19 protein-coding genes and 5 pseudogenes are annotated in these 17,621 nt (G+C 41.4%); 22 read left to right on the top strand and 2 right to left on the bottom strand.

Annotation, left to right across the window (positions count from 1 at the left end; all coding sequences use genetic code 11):
- Positions 1–5: 5 nt before the first annotated feature.
- From MKY50_RS20235 to dbpA, 19 genes and pseudogenes are all read left to right on the top strand, one after another.
- Positions 6–695, top strand: a complete 690-nt coding sequence (locus MKY50_RS20235; protein ID WP_341117178.1) for a DUF7003 family protein — start codon at positions 6–8, stop codon at positions 693–695.
- 158 nt (positions 696–853) lie between these two features.
- Positions 854–1,528 carry a DUF7003 family protein gene (locus MKY50_RS20230; protein WP_033881892.1) on the top strand — a complete coding sequence of 225 codons (675 nt, stop codon included), beginning with the start codon at positions 854–856 and terminating at the stop codon, positions 1,526–1,528.
- 226 nt (positions 1,529–1,754) lie between these two features.
- A pseudogene (locus tag MKY50_RS20225) lies at positions 1,755–2,067 on the top strand (DNA-binding protein); the annotation flags it as partial.
- Positions 2,068–2,578: 511 nt separating this feature from the next.
- A complete protein-coding gene (locus tag MKY50_RS20220) occupies positions 2,579–3,133 on the top strand; it encodes a DUF4240 domain-containing protein (protein WP_341117176.1) in 555 nt (184 codons plus the stop codon).
- Between the two features lie 140 nt (positions 3,134–3,273).
- Positions 3,274–3,744, top strand: coding sequence for a YxiF family protein (locus MKY50_RS20215; RefSeq protein ID WP_341117175.1), 471 nt, complete (start codon positions 3,274–3,276; stop codon positions 3,742–3,744).
- Between the two features lie 53 nt (positions 3,745–3,797).
- A pseudogene (locus tag MKY50_RS20210) lies at positions 3,798–4,107 on the top strand (hypothetical protein).
- A gap of 46 nt (positions 4,108–4,153) precedes the next feature.
- Positions 4,154–4,570 (top strand): YxiG family protein, encoded by a 417-nt coding sequence (locus MKY50_RS20205; protein WP_128993575.1) that lies wholly within the window; start codon positions 4,154–4,156, stop codon positions 4,568–4,570.
- Between the two features lie 134 nt (positions 4,571–4,704).
- Positions 4,705–5,127, top strand: coding sequence for a WapI family immunity protein (locus tag MKY50_RS20200; protein WP_076457392.1), 423 nt, complete (start codon positions 4,705–4,707; stop codon positions 5,125–5,127).
- 114 nt (positions 5,128–5,241) lie between these two features.
- Positions 5,242–5,622, top strand: a complete 381-nt coding sequence (locus MKY50_RS20195) for a DUF2750 domain-containing protein (RefSeq protein WP_341117173.1) — start codon at positions 5,242–5,244, stop codon at positions 5,620–5,622.
- 76 nt (positions 5,623–5,698) lie between these two features.
- Positions 5,699–6,190, top strand: a complete 492-nt coding sequence (locus MKY50_RS20190) for a YxiG family protein (protein ID WP_326236935.1) — start codon at positions 5,699–5,701, stop codon at positions 6,188–6,190.
- Positions 6,183–6,569 (top strand): YxiG family protein, encoded by a 387-nt coding sequence (locus MKY50_RS20185; RefSeq protein WP_014481357.1) that lies wholly within the window; start codon positions 6,183–6,185, stop codon positions 6,567–6,569. Before MKY50_RS20190 ends, MKY50_RS20185 begins: the two co-directional genes overlap by 8 nt.
- A gap of 75 nt (positions 6,570–6,644) precedes the next feature.
- Positions 6,645–6,971 (top strand): annotated as a pseudogene (locus MKY50_RS20180) (DNA-binding protein); the annotation flags it as partial.
- Between the two features lie 72 nt (positions 6,972–7,043).
- Positions 7,044–7,496, top strand: a complete 453-nt coding sequence (locus MKY50_RS20175) for a hypothetical protein (RefSeq protein WP_076457669.1) — start codon at positions 7,044–7,046, stop codon at positions 7,494–7,496.
- A gap of 17 nt (positions 7,497–7,513) precedes the next feature.
- The gene (locus tag MKY50_RS20170) at positions 7,514–8,002 is read left to right on the top strand and encodes a DUF2716 domain-containing protein (RefSeq protein ID WP_021480992.1); all 489 of its coding nucleotides are present in this window, start codon (positions 7,514–7,516) and stop codon (positions 8,000–8,002) included.
- Between the two features lie 26 nt (positions 8,003–8,028).
- The gene (locus MKY50_RS20165; protein WP_341117172.1) at positions 8,029–8,325 is read left to right on the top strand and encodes a YxiJ family protein; all 297 of its coding nucleotides are present in this window, start codon (positions 8,029–8,031) and stop codon (positions 8,323–8,325) included.
- Positions 8,326–8,340: 15 nt separating this feature from the next.
- Positions 8,341–8,792: pseudogene (locus MKY50_RS20160) on the top strand (hypothetical protein).
- Between the two features lie 17 nt (positions 8,793–8,809).
- Positions 8,810–8,938: pseudogene (locus MKY50_RS20155) on the top strand (hypothetical protein); the annotation flags it as partial.
- A 351-nt stretch (positions 8,939–9,289) separates the two neighbouring features.
- Entirely contained in the window at positions 9,290–10,438 is a 1,149-nt protein-coding gene (locus tag MKY50_RS20150; RefSeq protein WP_251187470.1) for a rhamnogalacturonan acetylesterase, read from the top strand.
- Positions 10,439–10,519: 81 nt separating this feature from the next.
- On the top strand, positions 10,520–11,959 hold the full coding sequence (gene dbpA / locus MKY50_RS20145; RefSeq protein ID WP_251187469.1) for an ATP-dependent RNA helicase DbpA: 1,440 nt from the start codon (positions 10,520–10,522) through the stop codon (positions 11,957–11,959).
- 18 nt (positions 11,960–11,977) lie between these two features.
- Here dbpA and MKY50_RS20140 read toward each other — a convergent pair whose 3' ends face one another.
- Positions 11,978–13,264 carry an MFS transporter gene (locus tag MKY50_RS20140; RefSeq protein ID WP_341117171.1) on the bottom strand — a complete coding sequence of 429 codons (1,287 nt, stop codon included), beginning with the start codon at positions 13,262–13,264 and terminating at the stop codon, positions 11,978–11,980.
- 207 nt (positions 13,265–13,471) lie between these two features.
- On the opposite strand from MKY50_RS20140, the gene MKY50_RS20135 reads away from it, so the two are divergent.
- From MKY50_RS20135 to bglS, 3 genes are all read left to right on the top strand, one after another.
- The gene (locus MKY50_RS20135; RefSeq protein WP_251187467.1) at positions 13,472–14,152 is read left to right on the top strand and encodes a hypothetical protein; all 681 of its coding nucleotides are present in this window, start codon (positions 13,472–13,474) and stop codon (positions 14,150–14,152) included.
- 94 nt (positions 14,153–14,246) lie between these two features.
- Entirely contained in the window at positions 14,247–15,080 is an 834-nt protein-coding gene (gene licT / locus MKY50_RS20130; protein ID WP_251187466.1) for a transcriptional antiterminator LicT, read from the top strand.
- A gap of 295 nt (positions 15,081–15,375) precedes the next feature.
- Positions 15,376–16,104, top strand: a complete 729-nt coding sequence (gene bglS / locus MKY50_RS20125) for a beta-glucanase (RefSeq protein WP_251187465.1) — start codon at positions 15,376–15,378, stop codon at positions 16,102–16,104.
- A 144-nt stretch (positions 16,105–16,248) separates the two neighbouring features.
- On the opposite strand, the gene citH is transcribed toward bglS, so the two are convergent.
- Positions 16,249–17,529, bottom strand: coding sequence for a citrate transporter CitH (gene citH / locus MKY50_RS20120; RefSeq protein WP_003227205.1), 1,281 nt, complete (start codon positions 17,527–17,529; stop codon positions 16,249–16,251).
- Positions 17,530–17,621 lie beyond the last annotated feature (92 nt).

Raw genomic sequence — 17,621 nt, 5'->3', positions numbered from 1 at the left:
GGAAATTGGGAAAAAAAGAAGCGATTCTAGCATTACTTAACGATTCATTCAGAAAGGAAGAGTTCCCTCTTATTTGTAATTCGAATTTTGATTTTGCCAAAGGAAAACTTTCGGTATTTGTTGATGAAGATAACTGGCTTTTAACGATCCAGCTGTTTGGATTGTCGAAATTGGGTCCAGCCATTGATTTTTATACGTTTGGAAATCAGTTAATAAATAATGCAGCAAATTATTTAGTGGATGAACCGTTTTGTTTTGTAGATAAATTAGGAGATCAACTAGAGTTGGAAGATGTAGAACCAGGTTTTACAAGGAAACAAATCAATGTGTTCCTTAGAGGGAGAACATTTAAATTTTTCATTGAGCAAGAAATACTAGCAAAGATTACATCAGAGAATGAATGGATTACATGTTTAAGGCAAATGATTAAAAATCGTTTATTCCTCGACACACTCTGGTTGACAAAACAAGAACAACTACAATTGGCAGGTCTCTCCTGCGATTATGACCAACTGTATTCAACTGAATCTTGGATGCATCCTGAAACAGAAAAGGATTTTCCTAGCCTTTCTCCTTTCTTTCAAGCTATTGCTCAAGCAATTTGTCGTAAAGATGCTGCATATATCCAGAAACTTGAGAAAGGTAACACTGATTGGTCAACATGGACATATTCAGATTCTGTTCAGTATTATTAAAGATGATACGGATATACAGCCTATGGCTGTGTATCCATAATATTTTATCATATGATGATCATACACGATATAAAAAGGATATATTTTCCTGAAAAGGTCGAAATCATTATTTAGTTTGCAAGTATAAAGATAAAAACAGTAAAAAAGGAGAATAAACATTGATTAAAAAAACAGAAATTCTTAGTCTATTAGATGACGAATTCAGTGAGTTAAATCGACCTCTTTTTGAATGGCGCGAATCTAATTATATTGGAAGTAAATGTACCTTAGTACGATTAAATAAAGAACACTGGTTACTGGCAATCCAATGCTTCCAAATAGATAATGAAGGACCCTTTCTGTCTGTTCATGCTTATAGTAACTGTTTTTCAGAGAACTATAAATTGATCATAATTAATGACATCGTTTTAAAGACCAAAGAAGATGAGGAAGTAACATATAGTGAAAGTAACTTTAATCAATTAAGCGAAGCAGTGAAAATAAAAATTGCAGATTCCCTTTACTGCATAAATATTCACCAAAGAAATGAATTCCAAAAGAAGACCAAAGAAAAGGCATGGAAAACATATTTTAGAAATTTGTTTGAGGATGCCAATTTTAGAGACGCACTCTGGATTAAACCAAAAAAACTTAAGAGTGAACTAGGTTTAAAAGGTGATGATGAAGGTGTATACGAAACAGAGAACTGGGAATATCCTGATTATTTAACAGATCCAAGTGAATTAATTTCATTTCAATCTTTTGCTCAATACCTTGAAAGCGGAATAGGTCCAGTTAATGTAGGAGTTCCTAATAACCATTGGAAAGAATGGGAGGATTACGATATCGAATGAATTTGGGGAAACGTCAATAAATATTGTGATAAAGTCCGTGACTTCTTATGGGTTTCTCTCACCTTCAGCTTATATGGAGAGCAATCAGCATTCCACCAATGCGGTCAGAACTTAACTGTAAAAGACTATACGATTTATGGGTAAAAACCAAAGACAATATATTTAATGAAGTATATAAACGAGTAAGAAAACATATCTTGCCCTTTCTAACCTGGGAGCATAACCAATGAATAAAATCATCAACACGAAACACCCAAGGTTGTTTTTTCCATGCTGATCCACAGGGGCGTGTCTACATTGGAAAAGGGTTGAAAGGAGATATCACCATTTCAATCTATGATCCTTCCGGTGATGTTCGGGATTTTAAAGTGAAAGAGCCGATTGCATACAGCGATATTCTGCTCTTTCAACAAAGTGCAGATGGCTATGTCTTCGTTTATTACGAATCGTACGAGCCGAAGGTAAAGGTTTTTTCAGAAGAGGGAAGGGTGAAAAGTGCTTTTCCCTTGCCTTCAGGGGTTTCCTGCTGTCTTTTGGACGAGAAACAAAACCTTTGGGTGGGTTTAAGTGATGAAGGCATTTATGGTGACGCAAACCCCAGTGGACAAAGTGTGCTGTGTTGTACTTTAGACGGACAACTAAAGGAAACTCATATTGATCAACAGCTTTTAGAAATATATGCGCCCGTGGTAGATGACTGCTATGCACTTGCAGAAAAAGATGGACTGATATACATGCTGTATTACTCTTATACAGTCATTGCTGCCTTTGATGAGACGGACGTGAGACGAGTGTGGATTGTTTCTGATAAAGAATATTCTGGAGTATATGACCAGCTTGCAATTTCAGATGACGGGTTTTGGATATGCAAAGATGAACATTCACTGTCCCTCATTCCGGCTGATGTCAGTCTGCCGATACAAGAGGTGAAGTGCTGTGATCAAGACGGGCGGGAGCTCTCGATACAACAGGTGAAACTGACAAGTAATGCTATTTATGCTCTATCAGATTCAGGGATCTATAAGAGGGATATCAGAGGGGGGAAGACAAATGAATGAAACATCGTTTTGGCAGCTTATTGACCAAGCTGGCAATCAGGAAGAACCTAATGAGTGGCTGCGTGATGCATTATTGAAAAAAGAAATCAATGAGATCGTTGATTTTGAATTTATGCTTCAGACATTCATGCAAAAAAGCTATTTGTCCTCACTATGGGCGGCAGCATACATCTTAATGGACGGTTGTTCGGACGATACATTTGATTATTCCCGCGGATGGCTGATTGCCCAAGGTAAAGAGACATTTGAAAAAGTGCTGGATGATCACGAGTATTTGGCAGCACACATCACGGAGGAAACGCTTGACGAGGAAGGCTATCCGCAAAATGAAGACTTGCTGTCAATGGCAATCGAAGCGTTGACATATATAAAGACTGGCGACGATGAATGGGATGATGAAGTACACGACGAGCTTTTAGATGCGCTTGAGCAAAAGGGGCTTGCCGAATCGGACGGTATTGAATTGGATTGGGAAGAAGAAGATTTGCCTGATAGGTTTCCAAAACTGTGGGAGCGTTTTGGGGAAAATCCGCTGGGTGAGTTTTAAATAGTTGAAGATAAGGCTTGTATCAATAAGCGATACAAGCTTTTTCAGAACAAATCTAAACATGAACGACAACGAAAACAAGAGAATGGTTAATCAATTTAAAAGAACTTGAGAAATTGCCGGCGGAGGGAATGCGGCTCATGCAAAAAAGATTGATCGAAAAACTCGCCGAGAATAAAAGACGTTTATTGATGAGCGAAATCAAAGAAAAACTAGTCCCTTGTGCAGAAAGAGGCTTCACTTATCGTTTTGCTGATCTGGCGCAAAGCAGGCAATTGCTTAAGCTGGTTTTATCAAATTCAATACCAGCCAACACCCGTGAGGTTGATGCCCTCGAAAAAACGGAAACGAAACAGCTGATCTGGAAAATATCTCAGTCATATGTTGCTTATGATGACCGGGACGTTCTGCTGTTTCATCAATACAGCAGCGAAATTGGTGCGTTAGTTTGTTCTTTTGGAAAATGTCTCGAGCACCTTGACTGCTTATTGGAGTGTATTGAGTTCGATGAAGGGATTCTCAATCATAGTTTTATTTTGGTTGAGCCTGAGTGTCAATTCGGATTATGTGTATTGCACACGGAATATGGCTGTGTGCTTGTTTATTGGTAGATTAGAAACCTTTTGGAACATATCTTTTACGGAAAAAGCTTCAATATCTAAATATCAGTACGGTGCTTTGCATACTAATAACAAATCATTTAGTACTTGAATACGTGGTGATCAATTTGACCGAGCCAAAGCTAATAGAATGCATAAATAAAATCAAAAGTGTCTTAAATGGACAAACAACAAGAGAAGAAGTGTCGGATTGGGCGGGAACTTATGTTTATGCGGATGACCCCGAAGTAGAAGATAATAGAGTCTGGAGTATGTTAATCCTTCTAAAGCGGGATTGATTTGAAAGATTCTCCTGAAACTTATTTACATTCAACAGATGATTTGAATGATTGGAGCAAACAATATATGGAGTAATTTGTGTTTGGTGGTAAGGTGTTATTGATTAAAAAAGAGGTAGGAGATGACAATGTACAAAACAATTAGTGAATGGGTTGATTACATTGATGAGGGGTGCAGTGTCCTTTATTTAGATTTTAATGTGTTTAAAAAAGAGCTCTCACTTAATATAAAGGTTTTTGAAAGTGAAGCTGAATATACCCATAAAATATTATTTCAAAATGTGGCATCCGCTTATTATAGTGCAGATGTTGGCGACATGAGATTGGAAAAAATAGATCCGGAAGAATACAATTGGCAAGTATTTGAGATGAGTTATCATCCAGAAGGAATCGGGAATCTATCAAATTCTATAATTCCGGAGTATCAATCAAATGCTAACTTTCTTATTGACATGAACAGAATGCTGATTGCTATAGAAGCTGAAACCGTTCGCTTTGATGATCAATCGTTTTATGCATACCATTCAAATCATAAATAAATCATCGCATAAAAAAGGTTATCAGCCTAACAGGAGTCATACAAATTCTAAACAGCGATGGTATTACGATTTCAGACAGCAGTACTGGAAAGGAAATTTTATTAAATAACCCTCATATAAAACAAGGAGGCAGCATGGCCAAAATTAAAGACGATTGTCTTGAACTTGAACTAACACCGAGAAGGTATCAACAGATGGATGATGATCCATTTATTTTATCCATATTTGAGTTGTTGGAAAATAAGAAAGCGATCGTTCGCGATTTTTCCGCTGTTTTATTAGAGAGTGAATATAGATTGCTGATATCTGGAATTGAAACGTTGATAATGGGAAATCAAGATATGATAAATTTAGAAACCATTGATCCACTTTTAATTCTCAATATTAATAAAGAAAACGGATATTACAGCTTTAAGATTAAAATTATACTTGAAGATGATGTTAAGTTTAATTCTAATTTGTTTGAGATTACCTGTAATGAAAAAAAGCTAGAATCCTTTGCAGATGCTTTAAAAACAAACCTGGAAAATGTAAAAAAATCTTCAAAACTTCCCTAACCGTTACGCGGAATTTATCGAAATAATAATCTGATGTTATATCCAGAGGGGCATTAGATAGGGTCAAGGACTAGCTGATGTCCCTCTTACACTGCTTACAAGGAAGAGTGAAAAATGAATGAAAAAGAACTTGAGATGTCATTAAAGTTAGATCCTGATAAAAGATATCGTTATTTTATTAAGAAAGTTGTTGACTATGAAGAAGTCTGGTCATTAAGTAACGACGAGGGATGGGTTATATCTGAAGGCGAGAACGGTATACTGCACCTGCATTTTTGGGCGACAAAAGAACATGCAAATCATTGTGCTATTAAGAAATGGAAGGACACAAGTCCAGAATCAATTTCCTTGGATGATTTTGTGGAAAATTGGCTCCCTGGAATGCTTGAAGATGGAGTCGGTATATCAAAATTTTCTAACAATCGTAATTCAGTTTCAAAACCAATACCTCTGGTTCTTGAAGATATTGAAGAAGAATTACAAAACTATTCCTGAAAAAGTATTTTAATTTGTCTAAAGTATCCCATCTGCATGTTAAACCTTTTACTTAAAATGAAGTGAGGAGTATGACATGAACAGTATTGAGCAATGGATAGATTATATAAATCACGATGTTAATTGCTTTATATACGATATTAATTTTGAATACCTAGAGAATAGATTAACTCTTTATCTTAAGTTATATGAAGGAGGAGAAAAAGCCACTTTAAAAGAAGTTTCGTTTAAGGATATAAATGGATTTTACTGCAATTTTAATGTTCATAACAAGTTTGATAAAACTATAACGATTGATACTAATTGGTACCTTGAAGAAATAAGTTATTTCAAAGAAGGAATTGGAAAACTACAAAATGGTATATTAGGTAATCAAGTCTTTAATGCTAACTTTCTTATAGAAACTAACGGGACTTTACTTGCCATAGAATCAAAAAGTGTATACTTTGATTCTAAAGAATATCAAGTGCTTAATTCTCATGAAAAAACAAAAAAAAACCAAAGAAATTATATTATAGTGGCTGGGATCAAGAAATTTTTTTCAAGAAGGGAGGATTCAAGTGAATAATCCAATACAAAAGCATCTGATTGATTCGGAATTCACCATATTAAAAACAGATTTTCAGTTCTTTAAAAAAGAATTTATTCTTTATTTAGAAATGGATACGAAGGGAAAGAAGCAGCAGCATCGTATTTTATTCAAGAATGTATCATCATTATTTTTTTATGCCGGCAAGGAATCGTCTTTAAAAGATGTTGCTTATGGGGAAAAATGGATTTTGAATTCATTCTCTTACTATCCGAAGGGTATTGGAACATTATATCACCCTTTAATTGAAGATTATGAATCGAATGCAAACGTTTTGATTGGAATTAATCAAGCTGTCTATGCAGTTGAAACTGAAAGGGTTTTCTTTGATTCAACTGAAATATATGCCTCAACATAGAGGTGATCGTAATAATGAAGTAAATAAACGAGTAAGAGGACTTATCTCACCATTTCAAACCTAGGAGCATAACAAATGAAAAAATTAAAAATGAATAAAATTATCAACATGGACACCCAAGGTTGTTTTTTCCATGCTGATCCACTGGGGCGTGTCTACATTGGAAAAGGTGTGAAAGGTGATGTGACCATCTCAATCTATGATCCTTCCGGTGATATTCGGGTTTTTAAAGTGAAAGAGCATATTTCATACAGTAATATCCTGCTCTTCCAACAATGTGCAGATGGCTATATCTTCGTTTATTACGAATCGTATGAGCCGAAGGTAAAGGTTTTTTCAGAAGAGGGAAGGGTGAAAAGTGCTTTTCACTTGCCTTCAGGGGTTTCCTGCTGTCTTTTGGATGAGAAACAAAACCTTTGGGTCGGTTTAAATGATGAAGGCATTTATGATGATGAAAATCCTGACGGCCATAGTGTGTGGTGTTTTACTTTGGATGGTAAGCAGAAGGAAATACACATTGATAGAAAGCTCGAAGAAATGGATGCGCCGGCTGTAGATGATTGTTATGGACTTGCAGAAAAAAACGGCTTGATTTATATGCTGTATTACGGAGATGCAGTCATTGCCGCGTTTGACGACACGGTCGTGAGACGAGTGTGGATTCTGTCGGATAAAGAGCCGGACTCAGAAGCATTTGATCAGCTCGCGATATCCGAAGAAGGTTTTTTGGTTGGGACGTTCAATTGTTACAGTGAAGAGCTTGAGTCGTCTCTTTATTTGATTTCTGCCGATGTGAGTCAAGAGATGGAAGAGATAACATGCTGTGACTCGAACGGTGAAGCCCTAGACATTCAACAGTTGAAACTGACAAGCAACGCTGTTTACGCAGTGGCCTCTTCTGGTATTTATAAGCAGGATATCCAGTAAGGTGTAGAGATGAGATTATGGTAAATTGGCGCGCTTTAAGTCAGACAAAACAAGATCGCATCTGGTCAGAAGTGAACAAGCTCATTAAATGGAAGCCAGGAAGCAGATGTCATCCCATCATCCCGCCTGATCCATATCGAGTGTTTGATATCTCAAGCGCGATGAGCGGTAAAGCCAGTAATGGTGATGTGGTCAGAGTGCTGAATGATTTAGAAACTTCAATTTTAAAAGCATTTCAATCATGCACTAAAAAGAACGATGTCATGTACGCATTAGACTGGCAACATGACGGATATACCTTTAGTCCTCATCAGGCAATGCCTCAGGATGAATTTGGTGAATGGCCTGTTCCGGTATTTCCAAACGGAGATTATTATTTCTTCTTTCATCAGGACTTCTCTTGGGGACTTTTGGGAGACCCGTGGAAATGTACAATCACAGTGTTTGGTGAGGAGCTGTTGGAGGCGATTGATCATGATCCGCCTATCTTGTTTCAAGATAAATGAGATTGTTGCGAAGGGAGGGGATCAGCATGTTTGAAAAACTGAGAAAAAGACAGCAAGAGCTTGAAGAAAAGCCGTACCCTGATGAACTGTACGGCTTTGAAGCGGAAATCTATGAGTTTTTTATGCTAGTTGATGGCAGTTTGGATTATGTGCTGGCGAATAAAAGGATGACCGGGCATCAGCGGCGTTCGTTGGAGAAAAGCTTTTTTGAGCTGTATCCTGACATCCCGCCGGATATGATCAAAAACGATACTGATTTGTATCATCACATTCTCTTGTATGAGCAAGTCAGACAAGAGATTTGCGCTGCGCTATCCAACTGATAAGGGGAAGATTTTATGGAAATAACCTCTATAAGCAGTATTGGCAATTTGACATGATCGAGCTTAAGCCTGACCAAACCGTTATGTCATGCGAACTTGAAGATGCAGAGTCGTTTTATCGTTTTTGGCAAGGGCTTGCCTACGATCGAATCATGATACAGGTGATAACGACTGGTTCATTTATAGAAGACCTGCCCGAGTATTTTGAAGGTCATGCTTACAAGGTGACGAAGCTGGCCAAAAGGGAATTCCATTTCCAATCCATATTACAGGAAGCAGACCGGGACATTGCAGGTTTTCTCTTTCTGTTAGCTTCCATCAATGATGATGTTTTTCTGATCACTAATCCTCAACCGGATAAAAGCTATTTTTCAGAAGGGAAGATCCAGTGCCTAACGGACTCAGGCGAACGGATCATGTGGTTTGAATACGATGCTGCGGAGATCTATATGGTTGGCGGTAACTAAAAATAGGGGGAATTCATTTGAATATCACACAATACGAGAAATTGAAAAAGCATCTTTCTGCTGCGGATACAGGTCCATTTACATTAAACGAGTTTTCTTTCTATATGAAAGAAGATGATCGTTATATTCATATTCCTGTGTTTGAATTAAAACTATCTGCTCAAACCTGTGACATTCATTTGCGGTTTGAAAACATTAGTGCATCAAAGCTGGATGACCTTGAATCCATCGATGCGGTTGAGTTGGAGATTGAACCGACTGACGATCAATGGGAAAGACTCCGTTATTATGTGTATGATCAAGAAGATCAGATGAGTTTCTATTGCGGAGGTTGGGATGTGATCAAGTGTGACAAGAAGTCACACTGATTTTCCCCTTTTTGAGACTCCCCCCTCATTTTTATTCTTCATCGCTATTTTTTTCTCCCTTCAGTCATCATAAAGAAACAATCATCGAGTATGCATTAATGTATGCGTTTTCATAGAGGGGGATTCTTAATGAAAAAATGGATAACGGCGAGTTTTGTGATGATGTTGATGCTGGGTTTTGGCGGGATTGAGAATGTGAAGGCGGCGGAGCCGAAGGTGTATCAGTTTGACTTTGGAAACGGTTCGGTGGAGCCTGGTTATATTGGTGTCAGGGCATCTGATCGGTATGACCGATCAAAGGGCTACGGTTTTCAAACACCGGAGAATATGAAGGATGTGGCGGCATCCGGGACTGGTGTGAAGAGTGATGCGGTTCAGTTTTTAGCGTATGGGACGAAAAGCAATAACACGTTTCATGTAGATCTCCCGAATGGCCTTTATGAGGTGAAGTTGACGCTTGGAAATACGGCAAGGGCCAGTGTGGCGGCGGAGGGTGTCTTTCAGGTCATCAATATGACAGGGAATGGCGCGGAGGATACGTTTCAAATTCCCGTCACCGACGGGCAGCTGAATCTGCTGGTGACAGAGGGAAAAGCTGGCACCGCTTTTACGCTCAGCGCCTTGAAAATAAAGAAATTGTCTGATCAGCCGGTAACGAATCGAACCATTTATGTCGGCGGTGATTCGACCGTGTGCAATTATTATCCGCTCAACAGCAGCAAGCAAGCGGGCTGGGGGCAGATGCTGCCTCACTATATCGATAAACACACCTTTCAAGTGAGAAACATGGCGTCTGGCGGGCAGATCGCGAGAGGGTTCAGAAATGATGGACAGCTTGAGGCGATCTTGAAGTATATCAAGCCGGGTGATTATTTTATCTTGCAGCTTGGCATTAATGACACAAATCCGAAGCATAATGAATCTGAAGCGGAATTCAAAGAGATGATGCGTGATATGATTCGCCAGGTGAAAGCGAAAGGAGCGGACGTCATCCTATCGACGCCACAGGGCCGGGCGACCGATTTTACTTCTGAAGGCATCCATTCGTCTGTAAACCGATGGTACAGGGCTTCTATTTTGGCTTTGGCCGAAGAGGAAAAAACACACCTCATTGATTTAAATGTCCTCAGCTCGGCATACTTTACATCGATCGGTCCGGAAAAAACACTCGGGCTGTATATGGATGGAGACACGCTGCATCCGAACCGCGCGGGGGCCGACGCACTGGCGCGATTGGCTGTTCAGGAGCTAAAACGCCAGGGAATCGATGGCTTTTAACCGTCAATTTTTCGACAAAACACATACGCCTTCGTCAATTAGAGTATAATGAGAACATCTGCAAGAGACAGGAGTTTATACATGAGTCATTTTAAAAACTATCAAATCAGTCATGACATTTTACGAGCACTGGAAGGACTAGGATATACAGAACCGACCAAGGTGCAGCAGAGCGTGATCCCCGCTGCCCTTGAACGAAAGGATCTTGTCGTCAAATCACAGACGGGAAGCGGGAAAACGGCTTCGTTCGGGATTCCTCTCTGTGAGCTGGCGGATTGGGATGAAAACAGGCCGCAGGCGCTTATTTTAACTCCAACCCGTGAGCTTGCGGTGCAAGTAAAAGAGGATATCACGAACATCGGACGATTTAAACGGATCAAAGCAACAGCCGTATTTGGAAAATCCTCCTTTGATAAACAAAAAGCTGAGCTTAAGCAAAAAAGCCACATTGTTGTCGGCACGCCGGGCCGTGTTCTGGATCATATCGAAAAAGGAACACTGCCGTTGGATCGTCTCTCTTATTTGGTCATTGATGAAGCGGATGAGATGCTGAATATGGGCTTTATCGAGCAGGTGGAGGCGATTATCAAGCATCTGCCGACTGAGCGCACGACGATGCTGTTTTCGGCGACGCTGCCGCAGGATATCGAGAAGCTGAGCCGTCAATATATGCAAAACCCCGAGCATATCGAAGTCAAAGCGGCCGGCCTAACCACAAGAAATATTGAACATGCGGTGATTCAAGTAAGAGAAGAGAATAAATTTTCATTGCTGAAAGATGTGCTGATGACGGAGAATCCCGACAGCTGCATCATTTTCTGCCGAACGAAGGAGCACGTCAATCAGCTGACCGATGAATTGGATGACTTAGGATATCCATGCGATAAAATTCACGGCGGAATGATTCAGGAAGACCGCTTCGACGTCATGAATGAATTTAAACGTGGCGAGTACCGTTACTTAGTGGCGACGGATGTCGCCGCGCGCGGGATTGATATTGAAAATATCTCCCTTGTCATCAACTATGATCTGCCGCTTGAAAAGGAAAGCTATGTCCACCGCACGGGCCGAACGGGACGCGCAGGGAACAAAGGAAAGGCCATTTCGTTTGTCACGGCCTTCGAAAAACGGTTTTTAGCCGACATTGAAGAATATATCGGATTTGAAATCCAAAAAATAGAAGCCCCTTCTCAAGAGGAAGTGGCAAGGAAGAAACCAGAATTTCTAGCTAAAATGAATGACCGTCCGGAAAGCAAAAAGGACAAAAGCGAAGAGCTGAATAAAGACATTATGAAGCTGTATTTTAACGGCGGAAAGAAAAAGAAAATCAGAGCCGTTGATTTTGTAGGAACGATTGCCAAAATTGACGGTGTGTCAGCTGACGACATTGGCATCATCACGATTATGGATAACGCCTCATACGTTGAGATTTTAAATGGTAAAGGCCCTCATGTTCTCAAAGTGATGAAGAACACAACCGTCAAAGGGAAACAGCTGAAGGTGAATAAAGCGAATAAATGATGAATGACCTGCTCCCAGTTATAGGGGCAGGTCATTTTGCTGCTGGCTGACATCGGCGCTGGTTTCCTCCGGAACAAAGGCAAGAATCACAATGCCAATTACAAACAAAATGATCAGACTGAACACCGCAGTCGAGGATTTCCCGGTCAGCTGGGCGGTCACGGCAATGAGCAGCGGCCCCATAATTGAGGCGAATTTTCCGAAAATGTTGTAAAAACCGAAGAATTCATTAGCGTGGCGCTTTGGCACAAGCTTGGCGAAATAGGAACGGCTGAGGGCTTGAATACCGCCCTGCGAGGTGGCGACAAGCATAGCCAGTATCCAGAAATCAAGCGTTGTCTCCATAAAATAGGCATACACGCAAACGATCATATAAATGACGATCCCGATGTACAGCATGGTCTTCCCCGTGAAGCGTTCTGCCAGTTTTCCGTATACAATCGAAAACGGCGCGGCGACCACCTGGGTGACAAATAGGATGATCAGGAGGCTTGAGGAACCGATCCCTAAATCTGATCCATAGGATGTCGACATCGTAATAATCGTGCCGACTCCGTCGATATAAAAGAAATAAGCGAGCAAAAAGAGGAAAAGTGCCCGGTATTGCCCGACCCGTTTCATCGTCTGGCCGAGCCGCTTAAAGCTGTTGAAGACAATATGAGGTTCTTTTTTGATGTAATAGCGTTGATGGACATGTTTAATCATTGGGATGGTGAACAGCCCCCACCAGGCAGCCGTTATGAAAAAGGACAGCTGGCTTGCGGCCGATACAGACACTGGAATCGTCTCTGCTTGCGCGAGCAGGATGACAGCAATACTGATGATAAATGGAATCGTGCTTCCGATGTATCCTAAGCCAAAACCCCGTGCCGAGACGAGATTCATCCGCTTCTCAGTCGTGACGTCAACGAGAAAGGCATCATAAAACACATTGGCGCCGGAAAAACCGATAGCCGATATCGTATAAAACAGCAACAATAGCAGCCAATGTTCATTAGGGATAAAGGCGAGCATCGCGGTGCTGGCGACACCGATTGACACAAAGAAACCGAAGAACTTTTTCTTGCACCCTTCATAGTCGGCGATTGTGCCTAAAATAGGGCCGAGCATCGCAAGAATAAACGTTGAAATCGCAATGGTATAGCCCAGATAGGCAGTCGATTGAGCGGCGCTGACACCGCTTTCCGCAGCTGCTGATTTATAAAATAACGGAAATACCGCGGTGGTCACGACAATTGAGTAAGCAGAATTTGCCCAGTCATATAATACCCAGCTGTTTTCTTGTTTCGTAAAACGTTTCATCATCAGAGCCCCCTCTCCGGTAACGATACTTCTATTGTACGAAAAATGGGCCTGAAAAGAATGGAATGCACGTCAATTTTTACAAAATATTTATGCTTTTGCGCTTCAAATCATACTTTTGATTTATTGCTGGGGTTAGGTGAATCTGGTACCATTTAACTATATTTTATGGTATTTTCCAGAAGGGATTCAGCAGAGAGGAGACAGAGCATGAGGCGAATAGGCTTGTGTATAAGCCTGCTGGTCACAGTTCTTGTGATGAGCGCATGCGAAAGTGAAGGTGAGGCTCAGATGTTCGCAGACTGTGATCAAAAGACAGTAAAACAAACCGCAGCCAAACCGATGAGCAGCAAGAAAAAACAGGATTTCCAAGCCCTCGCAAGCGACAGGCAGCTGGCCATTGTGTTCAGTTCCATGATACAAGTGAGCGAAGCATTTGATTATGGAATCGGCAATCCAGAATACTTCGTGCGAAGCAGCATGACTGAAGAAGAAGCAGACATTGCGAAGGAGAATCTCGAATCGATTAAGCTTGAGAACAAATCGCTCAAAAAACAAAACAGCGAGGCGGTCGCCTTGCTTCAAAAAACGCGTAATCAAGACATGAGCCGGATCGAAATTCAGCAGCTGACAGAAAATAGAGCCGCTTTTTTTGAGACCGCAGACAGTATGATCAAACTCATCAGCCAAGTTACACCGAAAAACGCGAAGAAGACAAGACAGCAGCTGGATCAGCTGAAAAAACAATATACACAATACAGCGCCGAAAGCGTCAAAATCATGAACAGCATTGTCAAAAAGCAGAAAGCTGACAAGGCATCATTTGAACGCCATCTGGAGGCGCTGCTTCAAAAACAGCCCGGACAGCAGGTACGGAGTGAATTGTACTGACCAGCTTCCGTCTTTCCCTGATGATATTGACCTAGTACAAAAAGAATGTACAATCAAGATATAGTCTGTTCTTAGTTGATTGGAGGGACATGTCATGAAAATTGCGAAGGTGATCAACAATAATGTGATCAGTGTGGTCAATGAACAGGGGAAAGAATTGGTCGTCATGGGCAGGGGACTCGCGTTTCAAAAAAAGTCCGGCGATGATGTCGATGAAGCCCGCATTGAGAAAGTGTTCACGCTCGATAACAAGGATGTATCAGAAAAATTCAAAACCCTTTTGTATGATATACCGATTGAGTGTATGGAAGTATCCGAAGAGATTATCAGCTACGCAAAATTACAGCTCGGCAAAAAGCTCAACGACAGCATCTATGTGTCGCTGACCGACCATATTAACTTTGCCATCCAGCGCAACCAGAAAGGGCTTGATATCAAAAACGCCTTGCTGTGGGAAACAAAACGACTGTACAAAGACGAATTTGCGATCGGCAAAGAAGCGTTGGTCATGGTGAAAAACAAGACTGGTATGTCTCTGCCAGAGGATGAAGCAGGCTTTATTGCTCTGCATATTGTAAATGCCGAGCTGAATGAAGAGATGCCCAATATCATCAACATTACAAAAGTCATGCAAGAGATTTTGAGTATTGTAAAATACCATTTTAAGATTGAATTCAACGAAGAATCACTTCACTATTATCGGTTCGTCACCCACTTAAAATTTTTCGCGCAGCGTCTATTTAACGGCGCTCACATGGAAAGCCAGGACGATTTTTTGCTGGATACAGTGAAAGAAAAGTATCATCGCGCGTATGAATGCACGAAGAAAATCCAAACCTACATTGAGCGGGAGTATGAGCACAAGCTCACAAGTGACGAGCTGCTGTATTTAACCATTCACATAGAAAGGGTAGTTAAACAAGCATAATGAGAGCGCTGACATTTTTGTTTCCTTGTGTTCACTTTATCTTACATTCACAGATGAAAATGGTAGGATTGTTACTGATAAAGCAGGCAAAACCTAAATTACAATGAGTGCGGATCATCTCTGTCTGTGCTGATGGTAATTTAGGTTTTTATTTTTTTCAGAGGGAGGGTGATGATAGTTACAGGATTCAAGTAAGTAAGGTTCGGTATTATCATTATTTTGACCGATGTTCCCTTTTAAAAGAATCATGTAAGATCAACATAGAAAACGCTTTCGATGAAAGGGGAATGCCAATATGCCTTATCTGAAACGAGTGTTGCTGCTTCTAGTCACTGGATTGTTTATGAGTTTGTTTGCAGTCACTTCTACTGCCTCGGCTCAAACAGGTGGATCGTTTTTTGACCCTTTTAACGGCTATAACTCCGGTTTTTGGCAAAAAGCAGATGGTTATTCGAATGGAAATATGTTCAACTGCACGTGGCGGGCTAATAACGTATCAATGACGTCATTGGGTGAAATGCGTTTAGCGCTAACAAGCCCATCTTATAACAAGTTTGACTGCGGGGAAAACCGTTCTGTTCAAACATATGGCTATGGACTTTATGAAGTCAGAATGAAACCAGCTAAAAACACAGGGATCGTTTCATCGTTCTTCACTTACACAGGTCCAACAGATGGAACCCCTTGGGATGAAATTGATATCGAATTTTTAGGAAAAGACACAACAAAGGTTCAATTTAACTATTATACAAATGGTGCAGGAAACCATGAGAAGATTGTGGATCTCGGGTTTGATGCAGCCAATGCCTATCATACGTATGCATTCGATTGGCAGCCAAACTCTATTAAATGGTATGTCGATGGGCAATTAAAACATACTGCGATAAGCCAAATTCCGACAACACCTGGAAAGATCATGATGAACCTGTGGAATGGCACGGGTGTCGATGAATGGCTTGGCTCCTACAATGGTGTAAATCCGCTATACGCTCATTATGACTGGGTGCGCTATACAAAAAAATAATGCCAAATGTGAAAGAGCCTGCTGCAATATAGCAGGCTCTTATGATTGTAATGAGGAGTTGTTGGCATGAATCTTCTATTCACTCATAATATCCTATTTGATCTTCTCCCCTCTGTACTCAATGCTACGATCAAGCTCATACATTTAGAAAGAAATAATCCCAATCAAAAGCGCCGCAATGGTCATCACAATCGTTGTTCCCACGGCCCATTTAATAGTGAATTTTTGATGGTCGCCAAAGCTGACGCCTGCCATTCCTACCAATAGATAGGTGGAAGGCACAAGCGGGCTGAGCAGATGCACAGGCTGCCCCAGCAAGGAGGCCCTTCCGATTTCAGCGGCGTCTATTCCGTAAGCGGAAGCGGCTTCGGCGATGATGGGAAGGACACCGAAGTAAAAGGCGTCATTCGACATGAAAAAGGTGAAGGGCATGCTGACGATCGCAGTGATCAACGGCAGGTGCGGGCCCATGGCATCAGGGATGAGTGAAACGAGAGAATGCGCCATGGCATCCACCATTTTTGTGCCGGAGAGAATGCCTGTGAATATGCCCGCAGCAAACACCATTGAGACAACGTTTAACGCATTACCCGCATGCGCCGAGATTCGTTTCTGCTGCTCTTTGACATTTGGATAGTTAACCATCAAGGCAACGGCGAACGCAGTCATAAAAAGAACAGGAAGCGGCAGCAGGCTGGTGATCAGTGCGGCCATCAGAGCGACAGTCAGCAGCAGGTTAAACCATTGAAGAGCGGGACGCTTGAGCGGTGCGGCCTCCGGATCGGAAGACGGTGCGTGATCAATCGAAATGACGCCGAGCCGCTTCCGCTCTTTCTTTCCGAGGATATAAGCAACGGCGATCACCCAGAGAATGCCGGCGATCATAGCGGGAATCAGGGGCGTGAAGACCTCTGACGTGTCCAATTTTAAGGAGGCCAAAACCCTCGCAGTCGGCCCGCCCCACGGGATAATATTCATAACCCCCGAACCGAGCATCGCTATTCCCGCTAACACCAAACGGTTCATGCCGAGCCGTTTGTAGAGAGGCAGCATCGCTGCAATGGTAATCATATAGGTTGTTGTCCCATCTCCGTCCAGCGAAATGGTCATGGTCAGAACCGCTGTGCCTACGGCGATTTTTAACGGATCTCCTTTGACAAACGATAAGATTTTGGCAATGAGAGGATCAAACAGACCTGAGTCAATCATAATGCCGAAATACAGGATGGCGAATAACAGCATGATACCGGTAGGGGCGAGGTCTGTAACGCCCTGAATCATCATCTCGCCGAGATCTTTGCCAAATCCGCTGATCAGGGCGAACACAATAGGAACGACAATCAAAGCAATAAGAGCGGAAAGCCGGTTAGACATAATAAGGTACATAAAGACAATCATCATCACAAAACCGAGTATGGCAAGCATGATATGACCTCCCCTATTCAACAGCTATATTAGTAAGCGCTTCCATGTTTTCTTTCTGTAAAGAAGGCTTATTTCAAATGTGTATGACCGCA

The sequence above is a fragment of the Bacillus sp. FSL R7-0685 genome, from assembly GCF_038002425.1.
Classification (GTDB): Bacteria; Bacillota; Bacilli; order Bacillales; family Bacillaceae; genus Bacillus; species Bacillus subtilis.
The sequence above is the reverse complement of the archived record's forward strand: the minus strand, read 5'-3'. Positions and strand labels throughout refer to the sequence as shown.